The following is a 17747-nucleotide window of genomic DNA, read 5'->3' on the forward strand; positions in this document are numbered from 1 at the left end:
AAGACCATGGTCCCGAACATCGTCAAGGGCCTGCCGTCGACACACGGCGACCACTATCAACTCAACACCACCAATCTGATCCGGCATGCGGTGCGCACCTACCCGGAGCAGGAGATCATGTACCGCACGACGGCCGGTGACTGGGAGCGGTACACCTACGCCGACTCGTACGTCCGGGTCAAGCGGGCGGCGAACGCCCTCACAGGCCTCGGTGTCGGCCCGGCCGACACCGTCGGAATCCTCGACTGGAACAGCAAGCGACACTTCGAGCTCAGCTGGGCCATCCCCGGCCTCGCCGCGGTGATGCTGCAGATGAACATCCGGCTGTCCACCGAAGACCTCAGCTACGTCACCGACCACGCCGACGCGCAGTGGATCCTGGTCGACGAGACCCTCCTGCCGATCGCGGAGGCATTGGCTCCGCACACCCCGAAGGTCAAGGGCTGGATCGTGATGTCGGACAAGCCGCTCGCCGAGATCAACACCACGCTCGAGAACGTCCTGCACCTCGAGGACCTCATGGCCGAGGCCGACACCGAAATCGACTGGCCCGTCATCGACGAGAACTCCACCTACAGTGCGTGTTACACGTCCGGAACGACGGGCCGCCCGAAGGGGGTCTACTACTCGCACCGGGGTAGCTACCTGCACGCCATGGCGATGGCCGCGGCCACCAACATGCGCCGCGATGACACCGCGATGCTCATCACCCCGATGTTCCACGGCCAGTCGTGGTCGCTGCCGCACACCACCATGTGGGCGGCAGCGAAGATAATCCTGCCCGGCCGCTACATGGCAGAGAACACCTCGCTGCTGGTCGACAAGATGATCGCGGAGAACGTCACCGTCGCCAACGGTGCACCGGCCATCTTCCAGCCGATGCTGGACTACATCAAGACGCTGGACGCGAAGCCGGACTTCAGCAAGACTCGGCTGCTCTCCGGCGCGACCGAGCCGGCGCTGTCGCTGATGCGCGAGTTCTACGAGCTGACCGGCGCGGACTTCGTCCAGGGCTACGGCGCAACCGAGACGACCCCGCTGATTGCCATGAATCTCGGGATCAAGCCGTCGCTGCAGGGCAAGATCACCGATGACGAGAAGTGGGACCTCAAGCGCTTCCAGGGGCTGCCCACGTCCGGTGTCGACATCCGGATCGTCGACGCGGAGGGCAACGACCTGCCGCACGACGGCAAGAGCGTCGGCGAGGTGCTGGTGCGCGGCCCGTGGGTCATCGAGCGGTACCACAAGCTCGGGGACGACTCCGATCGTTTCCTCGACGGGTACTGGCGCAGTGGCGATGTCGGGACGATCTACCCGAACGGGTACTTCAAGCTGACCGACCGCATCAAGGATGTGGTCAAGAGCGGCGGCGAGTGGATTTCGTCGATCGACATGGAGAACGCCATCGTCGGGCACCCGCTGGTGCAGGAGGCTGCGGTTGTCGGTATCGCACACCCGAAGTGGCAGGAACGCCCGCTGGCCCTCATCGTTCCCGTCGAGGGCGCAGAGTTGACGCGCGATGACATCGTCTCAGTCCTCGAAGGCTCGTTCGCCAAGTGGCAGTTCCCCGACACAGTCCTGTTCGTCGACGAGCTGCCGCGCACCAGCGTCGGCAAACTCGACAAGAAGGTCATGCGGGCCCGGCACGCCGACATTTACAAGGATGCCGCACTGTGAGCGAACAGATTCTGAACTCGACCCGGGACGGCGCGGTCGCGCTCCTCGAGATCAACCGACCGAAGGCGAAAAACAGCCTCAACACTGAGCTGCTGGACGCGCTGGCAGCCGAGCTCACGACATTGCGAACCGACGAGAATGTGCTGGCGGTCGTTATTTCCGGCGCCGGCGGCGTGTTCTGCGCCGGCGCCGACATCACCGCGTTCGACGAGATCCGCGCCCAGCCGCTGGTCGGCGGGGGAACCGGTGCGACTTTCTGGTCGATCCTCGAAGCGTTCCCGAAGCCGGTCATCGCGGCGGTGGAGAAGTTCGCCCTCGGCGGCGGCTGCGAACTGGCGCTGGCCTGCGACATCGTGATCGCCGGCGAAGGTGCGCGGTTCGGTGTTCCCGAGGTCAAGATCGGGGCAATCCCCGGCGCCGGCGGAACCCAGCGGCTGATCAAGGCCGTCGGAAAACCCAAGGCGATGGCCCTGCTCCTGACGGGCGACTTCATCAACGCCGAACACGCCTGCGCGGCGGGAATGGTCGCCGAGGTGGTGGCTGACGGCGACACGCTCGCCCACGCGACCGCGATGGGGCAGCGCATCGCCCAGAACTCCCCACTGGCGGTGGCGCTGGTCAAGGATGCAGCCCTCGCCTCCTTCGAAACCTCACTGAGGCAGGGCCTCGAACACGAAAAACGCAACTTCTACGTGGCGGTGCATTCCGCCGACAGCCTCGAGGGGCAGGCCGCGTTCCTCGGCAAGCGCGCCCCCCACTTCACCGGAAAGTAGAGAACACCCATGTCTGAACTGTTTCCCGAGTATGTCTCTCCGTGGGAGACCGACGACCACCGGCTCCTGCGCAAGCACGCCGCAGAATTCTTCCGCAAGGAAGCAACGCCCAACCAGGCCAAGTGGGCCAAGCAGCAGCAGGTCGACCGCGAGTTCTGGAACAAGGCCGGCGCCGCCGGACTGCTGTGCCTGAACCTGCCCGAGCAGTACGGCGGCGGCGGCGGCAGTTTCGGACACGAAGTAGTGGTCATGCAGGAACGTGCGTACGCGCACGACACGGCGTTCGGCTTCGGAGTGCATTCGGTGCTGGGTTCGCAATACATCAGCAGCTACGCCTCCGAGGAGCAAAAGCAGCGGTGGATCCCGAAACTGGTCAGCGGTGAGATGGTGATCGCGGTTGCGATGACCGAGCCCGGCACCGGATCCGATCTGCAGTCGATACGCACCACCGCCGTCCGGAACGGCGACGACTACGTCATCAACGGATCGAAGACGTTCATCTCCAACGGCTCCCACTGCGACCTGCTGGTGATCGTGGCGAAGACGGAGAACGGGATCTCCCTGATCGTCGCCGAGACGCGCGGCCTCGCCGGGTTCGAGCGCGGTCGGGTACTCGAGAAGATCGGCCAGCACGGCCAGGACACCCGTGAGCTCTCGTTCACCGACATGCGGGTGCCGGTAGCGAACCTGCTCGGCGGCGTCGAGGGTAAGGGCTTCGCCCAGTTGATGGAGCAGCTCCCGCGCGAACGGCTCACCATCGGCATCGAGGCCGTTGCAATGGCCGAGGCCGCGGTGCTCGAGACCATCAAGTACGCCAAGGAACGCACCGCCTTCGGCAAGCCGATCCTCGACTTCCAGAACACGAAGTTCGTGCTGGCCGAATGCAAGGCGGAGGTGCTCGCCGGCAAGGCGCTCATCGACTACGGCATCCAGCGCTACCTCGACGGCACCCTCGACCCGGCAACGGCGTCGATGGTCAAGATGTGGGGATCCGACAAGCAGGTCCAGATCATCGACCGATGCCTGCAGATCTTCGGTGGCTACGGATACATGATGGAATACCCCATCGCGCAGATGTATGCCGCGGCTCGGGTGCAGAAGATCTACGGCGGCACCAACGAGATCATGAAGGTCCTGATCGCCCGCAGCCTCTAGGCCACCTTTCGACTAGCACTGCACAACAAGAAGGAAGAACACCCATGGAGATTGCAGGTACCAGTGCACTCGTGACCGGCGGCGCCTCCGGACTCGGCCTGGCCACGGTGGCAGCCCTCGCGAAGTCCGGCGCTGGCGTGGTCGCAATCGACCTCCCATCCGCCAACACCGACGCGTTGACCGCGCTCGGCGACACCGTCCAGTTCGTGCCCGCCGACGTCACCGACGAGGACGCGGTGACCAAGGCCGTCGAACTCGCCAACACCAACAACGCCCTGCGCATCGTCGTCAACTGCGCCGGCATCGGCAACGGCATCAAAACCGTCAGCAGGAAGGGCCCGTTCCCACTCGACGCGTTCGAGAAGGTCATCAAGATCAACCTGATCGGAACGTTCAACGTCCTGCGCCTGGCGGCATACACGATGTCGCAGAACGAGCCCGTCGACGGCGAGCGCGGCGTCATCGTCAACACCTCCTCCGGCGCGGCCTTCGATGGTCAGATCGGCCAGGCCGCCTACGCGGCATCCAAGGGTGCGGTCGCGGCGGCGACGTTGCCGATCGCGCGTGACCTGGCGTCGCTGCTGATCCGCGTCAACACCATCGCCCCGGGGCTGTTCAAGACGCCGCTGCTCGCCTCGCTTCCGGAAGCCGCGATGACCGCGCTCGAGGCGCTGACGCTGCACCCGCACCGCCTCGGCGATCCCCGAGAATTCGCGCATCTGGTGGAAGCCATCGTCACCAATCCGATGCTCAACGGCGAGACCATCCGCCTCGATGGCGCCGTCCGGATGCCTCCGCAGTAATGCCGGAGAATCACCCGAGCGCCGACATCTATGCGGACGATCTGGTCGTCGGAGAGAAGTACGAGCTCGGACACCACACGGTGACCGAAGAAGAGGTGGTCGACTTCGCGTCGAAGTGGGATCCACAACCGTTCCACATCGATTCCGCTGCCGCCGCGAGCCATGGCTTCGGCGGGCTCATCGCGAGCGGCCTGCACACCCTCGCGATCTACCAGCGGCTCACCGTGCTCCGCGTCGACGGCCGGTGGAAGGCAATCGCAGGCAGGAAGATCCAGGAGGCCATCTTCGTCCGACCAGTGCGCCCGAACGACGTGCTGACCGGATCGATGGTAATCACCGAGGTGTCACTCGATGACCGCGCTCGTGGTCGTGTCACCACAACTGCCGAGCTCGTGAACAGTGAGGGTGACCTCGTGCTCACAGTCACCGCAGTGGTCTTCCTGCACAGCCGACCTCGCTGAGCGGCGCCGCCACCGGGCACCGCTCTCGCACGACCAGAACACCACACGAATGGCCGTCGACCAGGTACGGGGTCGACGGCCATTCGTACTCTCACGCAGATCACGTGAGAGTACGAAATACTGTGCCCCAAAGCACTGACATTCTAATCAAGGCCCCGGCAAAGCCGTGACGGGGATACCCACTGAGCTGCGGTTTCACTGCTGGATAGCACTCGATGTATTGCGGGAACCGGGCCTCGATCTCGAAGAACTTCAGCAACGCCACGAAGCCGATCCGCGTCGGACCGGATCTGTTCGCCACCCTTGCCGTTCGCCGGAGCTACAGCAGTCCCGGGCCGGCTAGGGACGCCGCGGGTCCGGTAGCGATCGCTGGCGGCGAACTTCATGCAATTCCGACGCCGGAGTTGCATCGAGGGCGTCGGGCACAATGCCGAGCTGTGTCTGAATGGCCTCGACGAGTGCCTCGAAAACGGAGTGGTCCCCCGACGCCGGTGGAGACCACCCACCACCGAAGCGGTCCGCGTTCTCACCGAGCCCGTAGTCGACAGGGCTTTGCGGGAACTGCTTCCCGGATGGGTCGATTCGGAGGATGCGGTACGTGCCGCGCCCGTCTGCGTCTGGACCGCCATTCCACCGCTCGAACGAGTACACCAGCACCTTTTCACCGGTGACGACGTTGGTGAACTCTGCGGCAGGGGCGTCCTGCCGCAGATGCCGGCGGTCGTCCGGCACTGGACACCCATGACGGGCGATGACGAGATCCGATTCCAGATCCTCGCGGTGCCACGGTGAGGTGGTTGCGCTCGCGACGGTCCAGATCTCTTCGAGCGCGCCGTGCACGGCCAGAAGATGCTGCCTGTCTTCCGGCCCCATTGGCGAATTCACGTTGTATCTCGACCCTCGGATGCGATCGCCCGTCCGCTCGGCCCACCGACGCAGCATAGCCCCGGCCGTCTGTGCTGATGCGTGCGCACGCTCGCGGTGAGTCATGCCCACCGCACGTCGCGCCGTCCGCACGCTCATCCCGCCGGTGACCAGCACACCTACGGCCTTGTCGCGGACCTGGTGGTCAACCTCCGTGGCTTGCCGTGCACGGCGGCGAGCCTCGGATACCGCGCCGCGCATTGCGTCTCGAACCGCCTCGTCCTGTGCTGTCATTGTCCCTCCCTCTGTTGAGCCGGCCGTTGCATGCTCACCGGCCAGTCATCGTCCGCTCGGCAGACTTACCACGTCTGGCCCGACCCTTGCGGGCCTTGGGATGGCTGCCCGCGCCGGCCACTGCTTCGATCGGGTGTCTGGCTTGGTCGAGGTCGGCGCGCATGCGGGTGGCGACTTCCTCTTCGTCGATGCCGGCGGCCCTCATCTGGTCGGCGTCCTCGCCGCGTCGTTCGGCGGAGTCGTAGTCGTGGTCGGCCGCCGAGCGCAGCGAATCACCGCCAGGTGCCTGCGGTTCGCCGTCTTCGCTGTTCGTCTCGTTGCGTTCGTTCTCGTCGGCGCGTTCGGCATCCGTCCGCTCGGCCTCGTCGAGTATCTGGCTGGCTGTCGTGGTGTCGGCTTGGGATCGGCCGTGTTCAGCGGCGGCGCGAGCTTTGCGGTTCTCGGCATCGCGCAGCAGGGCGTCGACGATCTTCTCGTCCGCGCTCGGGGCGTCCACGTCGATGCCATACCGTTTGGCGGTTTCGGCGCGGATCCGTTCGACGGCTTCCGATGCGACCTGGGAGTGTTCCTTCCACGCCTGTGCGTGCTGCCACTGGTCGGCGATCTCGCCGGGCTGTGCACGGTTCCACCACTGGTCATCGAACGAGGCACGTAGGTATGCCTCGGCGGCCGCGCGACTGGTCTCTAGCCTTTGTGCAAGTTCGCGGGCGCGTTCGGCCGATTCGCGGCGCGCCTGTTCGAGGTCACGCTCACGGCTGCGGGCCATCTTCTCGGCCATGCGGGAGGCCAGTTGCAGTGCGACCCGCATCATGGCGTTGACTTCGTGGTTCGCCGAGTCGACTTCGGGACCTTCGGACATGTCGTTCTCCTTACGGTGTTCGGAGGATTCGGGGTCAACGCCCCAGGTCGGCGTCGCGCTTCCGCGGTGACCGGTTGCGTGCGTCGTCGGTGCTCAGCACGGTCTGTGCTGATGCGGCGCCAGGTGCCCGGGGAGGGTAGGGGAAGTCGAGGACGTGCGCTGGTGGGGTGCTCGCTTGCTGCTGCGTCGCGAGTGCATCGGCTCGTAGGGCGTTGCGTACGTAGACGGAGAAGGACTCGTCATTCGAACTGGTGTCGAGGGTGTTGATGGACACCCGGAGTTCACGTGCGGACTGTCCGTGCGCGTCGATCTCCGAAGCGACCTCCCTGATCGCCTGTTCGCGCCGCTCGTTGGCCCCGGGGCCGTCGAAGGCCATTCGATGTAGTTGCTCGTACTCGAAAAGTTGGCCGTGAAGCCTGTTCGCGCGCATGTCGAACTCGACCCGGGTGTGCACTTGTTCCTCGAAGGCAGCGTCGAGCGGTGTCCGCCGTAACACGTCCTGGGCCAGCGACTGACCGAGCTTGCCGTATTCGAACTCGATCTTGTTGTGGAGGTCATACGAGTCGGCGCCGATCACATCGCCGTCGATCACTACTTCGCGATCGTCTCGGAGCTGCCGCAGTAGCTGCATCAGTTCGCTCGCACGAGTGTCGACATCCTGGGTGAACTGCTGGTCCGGGGTGATCTCCGATTCCCCGGTCAGGGCACGGGTTACGGCCGTGTCGATGCCGGGCGTGGTGTTGACAGGCGATGCGACCGGTGGAGCGCCGGCGGACGCAGTGAGCTCGGCGACGGTGTCCTCGGCGCGGTCGGCGGCGGTGAGCAGAGCCTGTCGCTGCTGCGGGGTGAGGGCGGGGTGTTCGGTGAGGGCGCGGACGGCGGCGAGCATGCCGGCGGAGTGTTGGCGGTGAGATGCCATGTCCAGGTCCGGGTCTGTCCGGGTGGCGGCGTCGATTTGGGCTTCGCTGTGTCCGGCGTCGCGGGCACGGGCCTTGGCTCGGTCGAGTTCGCCGGCGAGATGGTCTTGGAGGAGTTCGTGTTGCTGCGCGTAGTAGTCGGCGGGTGTGACGGGTACGTATCCGAACGGGTCGTCGGCCGGTTCTTCGTGCCCCCTGACCCCCATGCGGTCGGCGTCGTAGACGTTTCGGGCTGCCCAGGCGACGTCGTGGAGGTCCGGCGAGAGCGGTTGGTGGACGGGTGAGTGCGGGTTCCGGAGCTCGGGGAGGATCTCGTTGGCATGGGTGGTGAGCATCTCCCATGCGCGGGAGTACGGAGAGCGTTGTTCGTCGAGCTCCGGGTGAACGCCGTCGACATGTCGAAGGCCGGACGCGAAGACCACCTGGGTGTGGGGACCGTCGTCGCGGGTGAGGGACACGTCGACCTGGGATGCGCGGTCGGCTCGTGCTGCTCGGAGTGCGTGGTTGAGGGCTTCGAATGCGGCGGCCCGCGAGGTGTGCTGGGTGGTGGAGCTGCCATGCGGCAGTCCTTGCGTGCCGTTGTAGCGGAAGTAGTGGCAGGTGGCGGTGTAGATGCCGTCATCGTCGTGCATTCCCATGGGGTTTCCTTTCCCTGGTGCTTAGAGGTTCCGGGTGTCCGGGAACATCCCGGCAGGCGCCGGGTCGGTCGGCAGCGGTGCGATGGCGTTGTCCGCGGTGTGGTGGCCGTGCGCAACACTGCATTTGCTGAACGGGCCGTCGGAGGACATCAGCACCGACATGTGGTGGTCGGCGTGGTCGCGCCACCACACGCTCATTCCGGTGGTGGGGTCGCGGCGGAAGTGTTCCCATGTGCGCCACAGCGCTTCGAGTCGGGAGATCGCTTCTTCGTGTCGCCACCATTGCGGGCACCAGCGGATTTCATGGTTGTCGATGACGTCGCGGCGGTACCCCGGGGCCAGGCGTACCCGGACGAACTCTTCGGTCGACCCGAACACGGTGGTCGGCGGGGTTTCCGCCTCCGCGGCCGCCTGCGCCTGCGCGACCAGCTGCGTCTCCAGCTCGGCGGCGAGGCGACGGCGGGAGAGCTCTTCGATCCGCTGATAGATCTCCGGGGTGAGCAGCTCGGCGAGCTGGGTTTCGGCGATCGCCTTGATCTGCGTACTGAGCAGCGTCCCGGTGACCTTCCCGATCCGGGCGCTCAGCTCATCGGACAGCGCGAGGGCGTCGCCGGCACCGTTCCCGTCGGTCGAGGCGGGTGTGGGCACCAGGCCGTCGAGCGGCGGCGTCCACGAATCCTCGGGTGGGGCGAGGTCCTCGACGGGCGGTTCGGGCAGGTCGAACTCGTCGAGGCTGGTCATACCGGCTGGACCTCCTTCGGTTCGGCGTCGTCGGTGGGGGTCACCGCGTCGGCGAGGGTCTTGTCGGATTCGGGGTCGTGGCGTTCGATCGATGCCCGCACCTGGTCGGCGTAGGGGCCTTCCCACCAGGGCATGGTTTTGACGAGGGTGGCCCGGTTCCCGGAGGAGCGGACGATCGCGCGGCCGCGGGGCAGTTCTTCGAGTTCGGACTCGGTGAAGGTGGTGATTTTCGTGCGCTGGCGGGAGGTGGAGCGGCCTCCGCGGCCGGAGGAGACCGATCCGCTGTATTCCCAGTGCTCCCCGATCGCGGTGGACAGCGATCGGAGGTAGTTGTCGTCGACGGCGACTTCGCAGCCGCCGCCGTAGACCTTCACGTTCGCGGCCGAGTGCAGCATGCCCATGCCCTTGTTGCCCCACACTTCGGTGCCCTGGGCGTAGCTCTGCAGGATGGCCATGATCACGATTCCGCGAGAGCCGTAGTGGGAAAACAATTTTGGGAGCTGCGTCCAGCGGACGACGTTGGCGGCTTCGTCCAGGGCGGCGAGCAGCGGCACCGGCAGGCGCCCGCCTTTCGACCGGGTGGCCAGCTCCTCCGCCGCCTCGCAGATCGCGACGGTCAGCGCCGTCACCAGCGGTCCGGCGGACCCGTTGCCCTCACGGGAGAGCAGGTAGATGGTGTCGCTCGAGCGGACGAACGCCCGCGGATCGAAATGCGGCAGCCGGTTTCGCTGGCCGTCGGTCGACACCCACGGCCGGATGGACTGCATCTTCAAGCAGCGGATCATCTTCCGGGCCGTGCCGAAGACACCGCCGCGCTGTTTCGCCGGCGCGTTGTACTGGCCGCTGAGACCGGATGCGTGCAGGTCGTAGCCGTGCTTGCGGAGAATGTTGACCGGTTCGACGTTCGTCTCCTCGGTCACCCACGTGTACACCTGGGTGATCGGCTTCTTCGCGGACGCGGCCGCCAGAAACAGGGCGGTGAGCAGGTCCTGTCCCTCCGGGTCGAAGAACGCATCCTTTTTCGCGTCCAGGCCGTCGTCGCCGGCAGCGAAATGCGCGGCCAGGTCCGCGGCCCGGACTTCGTCGGTCACCCACGACAGCGGATCCCACCACCAGGTGTTCTCCCCGTCGGCGACTTTCTGTGGGTCGAAGATCCACACCTTCCCGCCCTTGGCTTCACGCGGGTCGCGGGTGGCATCGACTACGTCCCGCTTGTTCGAGGTGGTCAGCACCGGGCCGGGCGCTTCGAGGATCGCCGGAATCACCCGGGAGCTGCTCTTTCCCGAACGTGGACCCCAGATGTCGACGTGCATGTCCTCGTACTTCGCGTACAGGTTCTGCCCCGACAACAGGTGCTTGCCGATCGGGACCCCCGGCGCGGCACCCTCGTCGAGGACGACACCCAACCGGTCGGACTCCGTACGGCACTGCTTCTCGGTCAGCGATCCCACGTCCCGCAACCGGCCCATGTGCTTGGCCTTGGTGTCGACGCGGGTGCGTTTGCCGCGGCTGCGGGCCACCAGCACCAAAATCAGGAACGCTGCCGCAAGCACCAGCAGCGCGTACACCGTGATGATCACCGTTGCGGTGGTCGACCACTGAAGGTGGCCCTTCACCAGGTCGATCAGGACCACGGCCGGGTTCGCCGGCACCTGTTGGTCGGTGCCCAGGCGCAGCGCCAGCATCACCCCGCCGCCCACTACTCCGACGACGGCCACCATTGCCGCGATCAGATACATCTCGCGTGCCGAATTGACTGGATCCTTGACTCCACGGTCACTCATCGCCGCTCCCCTCGCCCGAGGGTCGTGGCCGAGGCTGTCTTGGTCGAACTCGTCATCATCACTCCTGAATGTCGTTGCAGTTGTCGGTCACGTCTGCCGGTGTCAGCGGACGGTCAGGGCGCTCACCCGCCACACCCCGAGGCGGGTTGCGCTCATGTAGACCGCCAGCGTGGATTCGCCCTGCACCGCTCCGGTTGGGGTGGTCGCGGTCTGGGTGACGGCGACCACCCGCGAGATCCGGGCCGGTGCATCCGGTGGATGGTTGTCACCGGTGACCGCCACGCGGGCTGTCACGGTCGCGTTCGCACTCGCCCACCGGTCCCACTGGGCGCCGGTGATCGGTGCCAGCATGGAGAACGCCGCCTTGTTCTCGGCGTAGAACCGCTCGTCGAGCAGCGCTGCGGCCCGGTCGGCGCCAGCGGCTTGCGTCGGGTCCGTCGCGGGGGTGTAGCTGAACAGGGCCTGGGCGGCGGCGACCATCACCGCTTCCGGATCGTTCTGATCGACACCGTTGAACTGTTCCGGCAGCTGCGGCGGTGGTGGAGTGGTCAATGCCGCGGTCGGGCCACCGGAGTCCATCGGTTCGGCCCCATGGTCATGCCCATCGTCGGAGCTGCCGCACCCGGCCGCGAACAGAGCCGCTGCCACCATCGCGGCGGCGACGCTGCCGCGGATCGTCCTGCTGTAATGCCGATTCATGTCGTCACCGGCCCAGCCCGGCGAGCGTGATCGCGCTGGTGAGCATCGCGGCGACAGTGGACATGCACACCACCAATGCGACGCGGACCAGGACCGTCGCCTCATGGCTGTATCGGGGTCGGACGCGGCGCACGAGGGTGACCATCGTGGTGATAAGCGCGGGTACCAGCAGGAGTCCGGCGGCGACGGCACCGCTCTGCCCGAGCCAGAACAACCAGTTCGCTGCCATCTGTTGCCGCTGCGGCCCCAACCAGAGGGTGTCGTCGATCCGGAGGAACTCACGGGCGGTGTCGCGGGCCACCTTCCAGGTGAGGGCGACGGTGGCCGCGGCCGCCGCCAGAAGCAGCCACCGCGACACCATCTCCCAGGGCCGGACCGGGTCCGGCTGACCGGCGACCTTCCGCAGTTCGGCGGCGGTGATCTGGTGGATCGTGCGGGCGTACGCCGGGGAGGGCTGACCCCGCCCCCGCAGCGGCCGCCGGAGAACCTCGGCATCCAGGGCTTCCAGCGCCGACAGATACGCGATGTCGCGTTGACGTTCGGTGATCTGCCATCCGTTCGCCTCGAGGATGTCGGTCTGCTCGCCCAGCACCGTGGCAGCCCAGTTGTGCGGGTCGACTTCTTCCTGGCCCCAACTCTTGATTGCCACGCTCTTCGGTGCGGGGTTCTCGATCACGTTGTCCGTCATGTGCCCTGTCCCCTTCGTGTCCTGGATCGTGTTCGTCACTGGGGTTGCCTTTCTGTGGGTTGGTCGCCGAATCGGCGGACGTACATGTCTTCGCCGGCCCAGTTGGACAGCGGTTGGATGGAGACGACATCACCTGATTGCGGGGCGTTGAGGAGCATGTCCTGGCCGTCTGTGACGCCGTGGTAGATGCCGACGTGGTGGGTGCTGCCACCGGACCCGAAATAGATCAGGTCACCGGGCTGCTTCTTCTCGAACGGAATGTCCTGCCCGCGAGCGTCGTAGAGCTGGCCGGGGTTGGAGTGATCTCCGGTGAAGTGCGGCAGACTGATCGCACCCCCGGATGCCTGGTAGACGGCGTACAGGGTCAGGCCGGAGCAGTCGAAGCCGATCTTGCCCGTGTCCCCGTGGGCGTCGGCCGCACCGCCGCCGTCGCTGATCCCGAGGGTGGGGCCATTCACGTCACCGCCGCCCCACGCGTATTCGGTGCCGAGCCACCGGGACGCGGCCTCGATGACCTTCTGCCCGAACGGGCCCGGTGCGAGCGGACCGTGCTCCCCACCTGCGGGTGGGCACGCATCGGGCAAGATTCCTCCCGCTGCGACGGCCGTCGCCCGGCCGGCGGAGGAAATCTGCGACAGTTCGTCGGTGGTGAGTTCTCTACTTGCACCCTTGAACTCGCTGTACATGGCGTGGGCGGCGTCTTCCCACGGGGCATACGCCTCCGGGTGCGCCGAGGCCTGCACGGTCTGAGCGGCGAGGGTGACCGGCATCGACTCCCACCCGGAGACCTGCAGAAGGGCCTGGTAGAACTTCACGTTCGCGGTGACCGGGTTCATCAACTCTTCGACCGATCCCCAGATCCCGACCTGCTGCTGGTACTGGTTGACGGACTTGTTGTCGCTGCCGACGCCGTCGTGCGGGTAGTTCAGGGATTCGGGCACCACGGAGCTGGCGAGCATCCGGAACGTCGACTCGCGGCCGATCGTGGCGAGGGCGACCGTGATGCCGCGCTCGGAGACACCCATCGCTTCCCCGATCGCGACGGCCTGCTTGGCGATCGCGAGTTGGCGGGCGTTGTAGACCGCGAGCCCCGGGGCCGCGCCGGTGCCGGGCGAGGTCGGCGCCCCACCGTCTCTCTCCCCTGTCTCGGGAGCCGGTGCCTGGCCGGGCTCGATGGCCTGGTCCACCCAGGGAGCCGGGTCGACGGCGGTGCCGACACCGTCCGGGAGACGGCCCCCGTCCCAGACCTCGAAGTGCAGGTGCGCGCCGGTGGTGTCGCCGGCGTTGCCGATACGGCCGATCTCTTGTCCGGCGGACACCCGGTCACCGGCCTTGACCAGCACACCGTCGTCGAACATGTGCCCGTAGACGGTCGAGTACACCTTCCCGTCGATCTGATGGTCGACGATGATCCAGTTACCGAATCCGGAGGCGGGACCGGCAGCGATGACCCGGCCGTCGGTGAACGCGTAGATGGGAGTGCCGACCTCGCCGGCGAAGTCGATGCCCCGGTGCTCGGTCCCCCACCGCGGCCCGAACCCCGAGGTCAGTGTGGTGGTGCCGGACTTGGTCGGTTTGACCAGTGATCCGGCAGGAGCTGTGCTGCCGCCGGGCGTCGCCGGGGCCGGGCACTCGTTGCCGCTGTCGGAGGCGACGACGACCACCAGCAGTACGAGTCCCAACACGGCGGCCACGGCGGCGGCGACCAGCTTCTTGATGTCCACGGCCGGGTTCAGTCCCGCCCGGCGTGGCCCGGGATCCGGGACGACAGGTCGGCGATCATCTCCGACGCCGCGGCCAGCGCCGCATCCCGTTCGCGCAGTTCGCGTTCGAGGTCGCGGCGCGGGGATCGGGGTCCGTCGGGGTGCGCTTCGACCCAGTTGCGCAGCGTGTTCGGGTGCACGCCGGTGGCTTCGGCGACGAGCTGGATCGCCCGCCAGCGGGAGGAGACCTCGTTCTGGAGGAGGGCAACACTTTTGACGGCGGCGGTCCTCAGTTCCGGGGAGACGTCCCGGTAGCGGCGTTGCGGGATCACGCGGCGTCCTCCTCACGGGCGGCGGTGTCGATGTAGCGGGCGTTGGTGTTGTGGACTCCGGATTCGATCTCGGAGCGGGTGAAGATCACGTGGACCGGGATTCCGGGGGCGCGCGGGTCGTCACCGGTCTTGATCAGCACGTTTCCGGTTCCGGGCGGGGGCGGGGCGGGCTGGTCTTCCCGAGGCTGCTCACCGGTCATCGGCGGCGGGGACGACCACTTGGTGACCATGTCGGCTTCGGTGTCGGTGAAGGTGACCACGCCGTCGAGGCGGTCGATTTCCTTCTCCGGGATCGGGCCGATGATCTTCACGCGGGCGCGTTCGAGGAATCCGACCGCGCGGGAGGTGGTGGCGCCGTCGGCGGCGGTCTCGAGGTCCGCCATCGAGTGGGTGATCATCCACAGCCCGGTGGCGATCTGCCGGTTCAGGCGGGTGAGGGCATCGATCCGGTCAACCATGAAGGGGCCCAGTCCGAGCACATCCCAGATTTCATCCATCACCGCTTCGAAGAACCGCTGCGGAGCCAGGCCCGCGTCGGTCAGGGCGTTCGCGGCGTCGATCAGGGCGAATCCGTCCGACCAGCACACCAGCATCACCGCAGCGCGCAGCTTCTTGTCCCCGTTGGGGAGGTGGGAGACGTCGAAGCCGATCGCCGGGTGATCGAGACTGAGTGGGTGGGTGGTCTGTCCGTTGAAGATCCGCCCGAACCGGCTCTTGGGATTGACGAAGGCGCGCAGGGATCGGCGCAGCGGCCGCACCGCCTCGCGGTAGTCCTCGATGGTGTCGACTCCGGCGTCCTCGAGGAGCTGGGGGTGACCCTCGATGATCAGGCCGAGCATGTCCTCGAGCAGCGGCGGCTCGTCGGGGGTGAAGCCCTTCTCGTCGAACAGGATCGCGATGGCCGAGCCGACGATCGACTCTTCCCAGTCCTCAATCGCTTGTCCGCGCCGCAATTCGATCAGGGCGCTCACAGTCTCGGTCTGGCGGCCCCGCAGTTCCTCGAGCCAACGCAGCTGCAGATCGGGAAACGCGGCCAGTCGCGGGATGATCGACCCGAGCACACCACCGGCCAGTGGGTTGATGTGCCCGAAGGCGTAGCCGACATCGACGACCGCGTCCTCACCGGCGACTTCCTCGACGATCTTGCGGTAGTCGGGTTTCTTGTCGGCGAGGAATAGCGCGGTCACCCCTTGTGCCATCGCGCCGAGAATCACTTTGCGGACGAACGAGGACTTGCCGTAGCCGTTGAGGCCCAGGACAAACGCGACCGGGGCGGTGATGAAGCCGCGGCGGAACCAGTTGAGCAGCCCGAACGAGACCGGGGCGTGGGTGACCAGGTGGCTGCCGATCACCGGCCCGACCGCGGGGGCACCGGCGCCGACGGACCACGGCCAGAACGCGCCGGCAGCGTGCACACTCGTCGAGCGCAGTTCGGGTTGCTTGCCGACCGATGCGGCGCGGCCGCCGCCGGCCCCGCGGTGGCCCCGATCGCTCAGCTTCGGGCCACCCGCGGTGGCGGCGAGCTCGGTGCGCTCGCGGGCGCTCGCGTTGCGGCGACGGTTGTCGTCGGTGCGGATCTTGAACTTCGCCCAGCCGCCGCCGATTCCACCGGCGTAGACACGGGTCTGATACTTGGCCCGCTGTTCGGGCGTCATGATCTCGAACATCAGTGTGCGTCCTTCTTCTAGGCGGTCAGCGCCGACGGCATCGACGCGTGGTCGGGCAGCAGCACACCGATGCCGAGGGAGGCGGCGAATGCCGCGTCCTGGAACCGGTAGCAGCGGCGAATGTTGAGCTGGCACTGCACAGCCAGGTCGCCCACCAGGGCATCGATTCGGGGCATGTCGGCCTCGATCGGTTCGGTGACGGTGATCAGCAGCCCGATGCGGGTGGCGCCGTGTCCGCGGGCGAGTTCGTCGCGGGACCGTTCGGCGAGTTCGACGTCGATCTGGGCGGCGGCCGAGCTGATGCCCCGGTTGCGGTTCTGAGCGGCGACGATCGCGTTGCGGTAGTCGTCGTCGATGATCTTGACCGCGTCCGCGGCACGGTGCGGGCGGTAGACGATTGCGACGCGCTTGCGGGGAAGGTCCGGGTGCGGGGCGATCAGACGGCGCAGCGTCGATTCGTCGACGGCGCTCTTCGGGCCCGCGCTCATCAGCCAGGTCACCGACCGGCCGCCGTCGTGCCAGTACTCTTCCCACTTGTTCTCGTGCGAGATGGGACCGGCGTTGTCCCAGGTGATCCCGTGGTCGTCGCCGGTGGCTTCGGCCCGTTCGATCGTCAGCTGCGATGCCGGGTCGAACGAGCGGCGCACCACCCCGGTGATCTCGGCGGCGGTCATCGGGCGCACCGCGACACCGGAGGCCTCGATGGCGGCGCGGATGCCGGGCAGACGGCGCCCGATCTCGACGGCCTGCGCACCGGGGTCCTTCTTGCGTTCATCGGTGGTCGCGGCGAAGGTGATCGCCACGCGGGCCGCGAGTTGCACTTCGTCGCGGTGGAACTCGGTCGCGCCTTCGAACACCACGGCCTTCGCCAGTGCGGGGGCGTCGACGCGGGTGATGGCCCGGGCCTGAGTGAGCAGGGCGTTGCCGGTCTCGGGAACGGTGTCGAGGACCGGGACGATCCCCTCGATGTCACTGGTCAGACCCGCCGAGGCCAGGACGATTCCCCACTCCCCGACCCACTGGTTGACCAGCCCCCGGTCGACGGCCTCGTCGCCCTGTGGCCAGGCACGCATCACGATCGTGTACTGGTTCGTCTTCGGCATGTGGATCATGCCGAACCGGTAGCCGGCGCTGTCTTCGCCCTCGTACATCTTCGTCGGAGCCAGGACACCGGGAAGCTGCGATTTCCCGCCGGGCATCTCGGAGAACAAGCCGCCGCGGTAGATGTTCTCCTTACGTCGGAGTGCGCCGAAGAATTGCATTGCCAGAAGGGACCTTTCGTATCCGGTGAGGCCGTGACGTTTGAGGACCATGGGGACTACGGCCAGCAGGAGGATCCCGCCGGTGATCGCGCCGACTTTGAGGCCCCAGCGCATGAGCACGAGCAGCGAGATGATCAGCGTGCCGAGGATGAACCAGGTCACCGGCCCGGACAGGCCCATGACGCCTTCATTTCGAGGTGCCCGGCCCCCGAGATAGACCTGCGGTTCGCTGTTCGTTCGGGTCGCGCTCACCGACGATCACCACCGGTGGGCGGCAGCAAGGTCGGTGCGTGGTCAACCTCGCACGAGCCGGGATCGGCGGCGCGGAAAGCCTCTACCGGCGGCAACACGCCAGCTCGGTAGAGCTCGCACACGTCGCCGGTCTTCCCGAGCTGGATTCGCGCAATCTCACTGGTCATCGGTATCTCCT

Annotated in this window: 17 protein-coding genes; 5 read left to right on the forward strand and 12 right to left on the reverse strand. The window is 66.8% G+C overall.

Annotated elements, in window-relative coordinates; all coding sequences use genetic code 11:
* Positions 1-6 precede the first annotated feature (6 nt).
* Genes I1A62_RS00385 through I1A62_RS00405 form a run of 5 tightly spaced genes read left to right on the forward strand, consistent with a single transcriptional unit; the run spans position 7 to position 4869 of the window.
* On the forward strand, positions 7-1677 hold the full coding sequence (locus I1A62_RS00385; protein ID WP_219453371.1) for a long-chain-fatty-acid--CoA ligase: 1671 nt from the start codon (positions 7-9) through the stop codon (positions 1675-1677).
* Positions 1674-2450, forward strand: coding sequence for an enoyl-CoA hydratase-related protein (locus I1A62_RS00390; RefSeq protein WP_219453372.1), 777 nt, complete (start codon positions 1674-1676; stop codon positions 2448-2450). The genes I1A62_RS00385 and I1A62_RS00390 overlap by 4 nt, the downstream gene beginning before the upstream one ends.
* A gap of 9 nt (positions 2451-2459) precedes the next feature.
* The gene (locus I1A62_RS00395) at positions 2460-3605 is read left to right on the forward strand and encodes an acyl-CoA dehydrogenase family protein (protein WP_219453373.1); all 1146 of its coding nucleotides are present in this window, start codon (positions 2460-2462) and stop codon (positions 3603-3605) included.
* Positions 3606-3649: 44 nt separating this feature from the next.
* Positions 3650-4408 carry an SDR family NAD(P)-dependent oxidoreductase gene (locus tag I1A62_RS00400; protein ID WP_219453374.1) on the forward strand — a complete coding sequence of 253 codons (759 nt, stop codon included), beginning with the start codon at positions 3650-3652 and terminating at the stop codon, positions 4406-4408.
* Positions 4408-4869: a MaoC/PaaZ C-terminal domain-containing protein gene (locus I1A62_RS00405; protein WP_219453375.1), complete on the forward strand. Its 462-nt coding sequence runs from the start codon at positions 4408-4410 to the stop codon at positions 4867-4869. Before I1A62_RS00400 ends, I1A62_RS00405 begins: the two co-directional genes overlap by 1 nt.
* Before the next feature lie 339 nt (positions 4870-5208).
* On the opposite strand, the gene I1A62_RS00410 is transcribed toward I1A62_RS00405, so the two are convergent.
* The 12 genes from I1A62_RS00410 to I1A62_RS00465 form a co-directional block, all read right to left on the reverse strand.
* Complete coding sequence (locus I1A62_RS00410) at positions 5209-5910, reverse strand: hypothetical protein (protein ID WP_219453376.1); 702 nt, start codon at positions 5908-5910, stop codon at positions 5209-5211.
* Positions 5911-6061: 151 nt separating this feature from the next.
* Complete coding sequence (locus tag I1A62_RS00415) at positions 6062-6886, reverse strand: hypothetical protein (protein WP_219453377.1); 825 nt, start codon at positions 6884-6886, stop codon at positions 6062-6064.
* Positions 6887-6920: 34 nt separating this feature from the next.
* Positions 6921-8441 carry a hypothetical protein gene (locus I1A62_RS00420; RefSeq protein ID WP_219453378.1) on the reverse strand — a complete coding sequence of 507 codons (1521 nt, stop codon included), beginning with the start codon at positions 8439-8441 and terminating at the stop codon, positions 6921-6923.
* A gap of 21 nt (positions 8442-8462) precedes the next feature.
* Entirely contained in the window at positions 8463-9182 is a 720-nt protein-coding gene (locus I1A62_RS00425) for a DUF4913 domain-containing protein (RefSeq protein WP_219453379.1), read from the reverse strand.
* Complete coding sequence (locus I1A62_RS00430) at positions 9179-10966, reverse strand: type IV secretory system conjugative DNA transfer family protein (RefSeq protein ID WP_219453380.1); 1788 nt, start codon at positions 10964-10966, stop codon at positions 9179-9181. The genes I1A62_RS00425 and I1A62_RS00430 overlap by 4 nt, the downstream gene beginning before the upstream one ends.
* Before the next feature lie 102 nt (positions 10967-11068).
* On the reverse strand, positions 11069-11665 hold the full coding sequence (locus I1A62_RS00435; RefSeq protein WP_219453381.1) for a hypothetical protein: 597 nt from the start codon (positions 11663-11665) through the stop codon (positions 11069-11071).
* Positions 11666-11669: 4 nt separating this feature from the next.
* A complete protein-coding gene (locus tag I1A62_RS00440; RefSeq protein WP_219453382.1) occupies positions 11670-12353 on the reverse strand; it encodes a hypothetical protein in 684 nt (227 codons plus the stop codon).
* Between the two features lie 35 nt (positions 12354-12388).
* Complete coding sequence (locus I1A62_RS00445; RefSeq protein ID WP_219453383.1) at positions 12389-14077, reverse strand: peptidoglycan DD-metalloendopeptidase family protein; 1689 nt, start codon at positions 14075-14077, stop codon at positions 12389-12391.
* An 8-nt stretch (positions 14078-14085) separates the two neighbouring features.
* Positions 14086-14388, reverse strand: coding sequence for a transposase (locus tag I1A62_RS00450; protein WP_185950159.1), 303 nt, complete (start codon positions 14386-14388; stop codon positions 14086-14088).
* On the reverse strand, positions 14385-16055 hold the full coding sequence (locus tag I1A62_RS00455) for a hypothetical protein (protein ID WP_219453384.1): 1671 nt from the start codon (positions 16053-16055) through the stop codon (positions 14385-14387). The genes I1A62_RS00450 and I1A62_RS00455 overlap by 4 nt, the downstream gene beginning before the upstream one ends.
* 17 nt (positions 16056-16072) lie before the next feature.
* Positions 16073-17569 (reverse strand): SCO6880 family protein, encoded by a 1497-nt coding sequence (locus I1A62_RS00460; protein WP_219453385.1) that lies wholly within the window; start codon positions 17567-17569, stop codon positions 16073-16075.
* A complete protein-coding gene (locus I1A62_RS00465; RefSeq protein WP_219453386.1) occupies positions 17566-17736 on the reverse strand; it encodes a hypothetical protein in 171 nt (56 codons plus the stop codon). The genes I1A62_RS00460 and I1A62_RS00465 overlap by 4 nt, the downstream gene beginning before the upstream one ends.
* Positions 17737-17747: the final 11 nt, after the last annotated feature.

The sequence above is a fragment of the Rhodococcus sp. USK10 genome, from assembly GCF_019378875.1.
Taxonomy (GTDB): Bacteria; Actinomycetota; Actinomycetes; order Mycobacteriales; family Mycobacteriaceae; genus Rhodococcus_F; species Rhodococcus_F pseudokoreensis.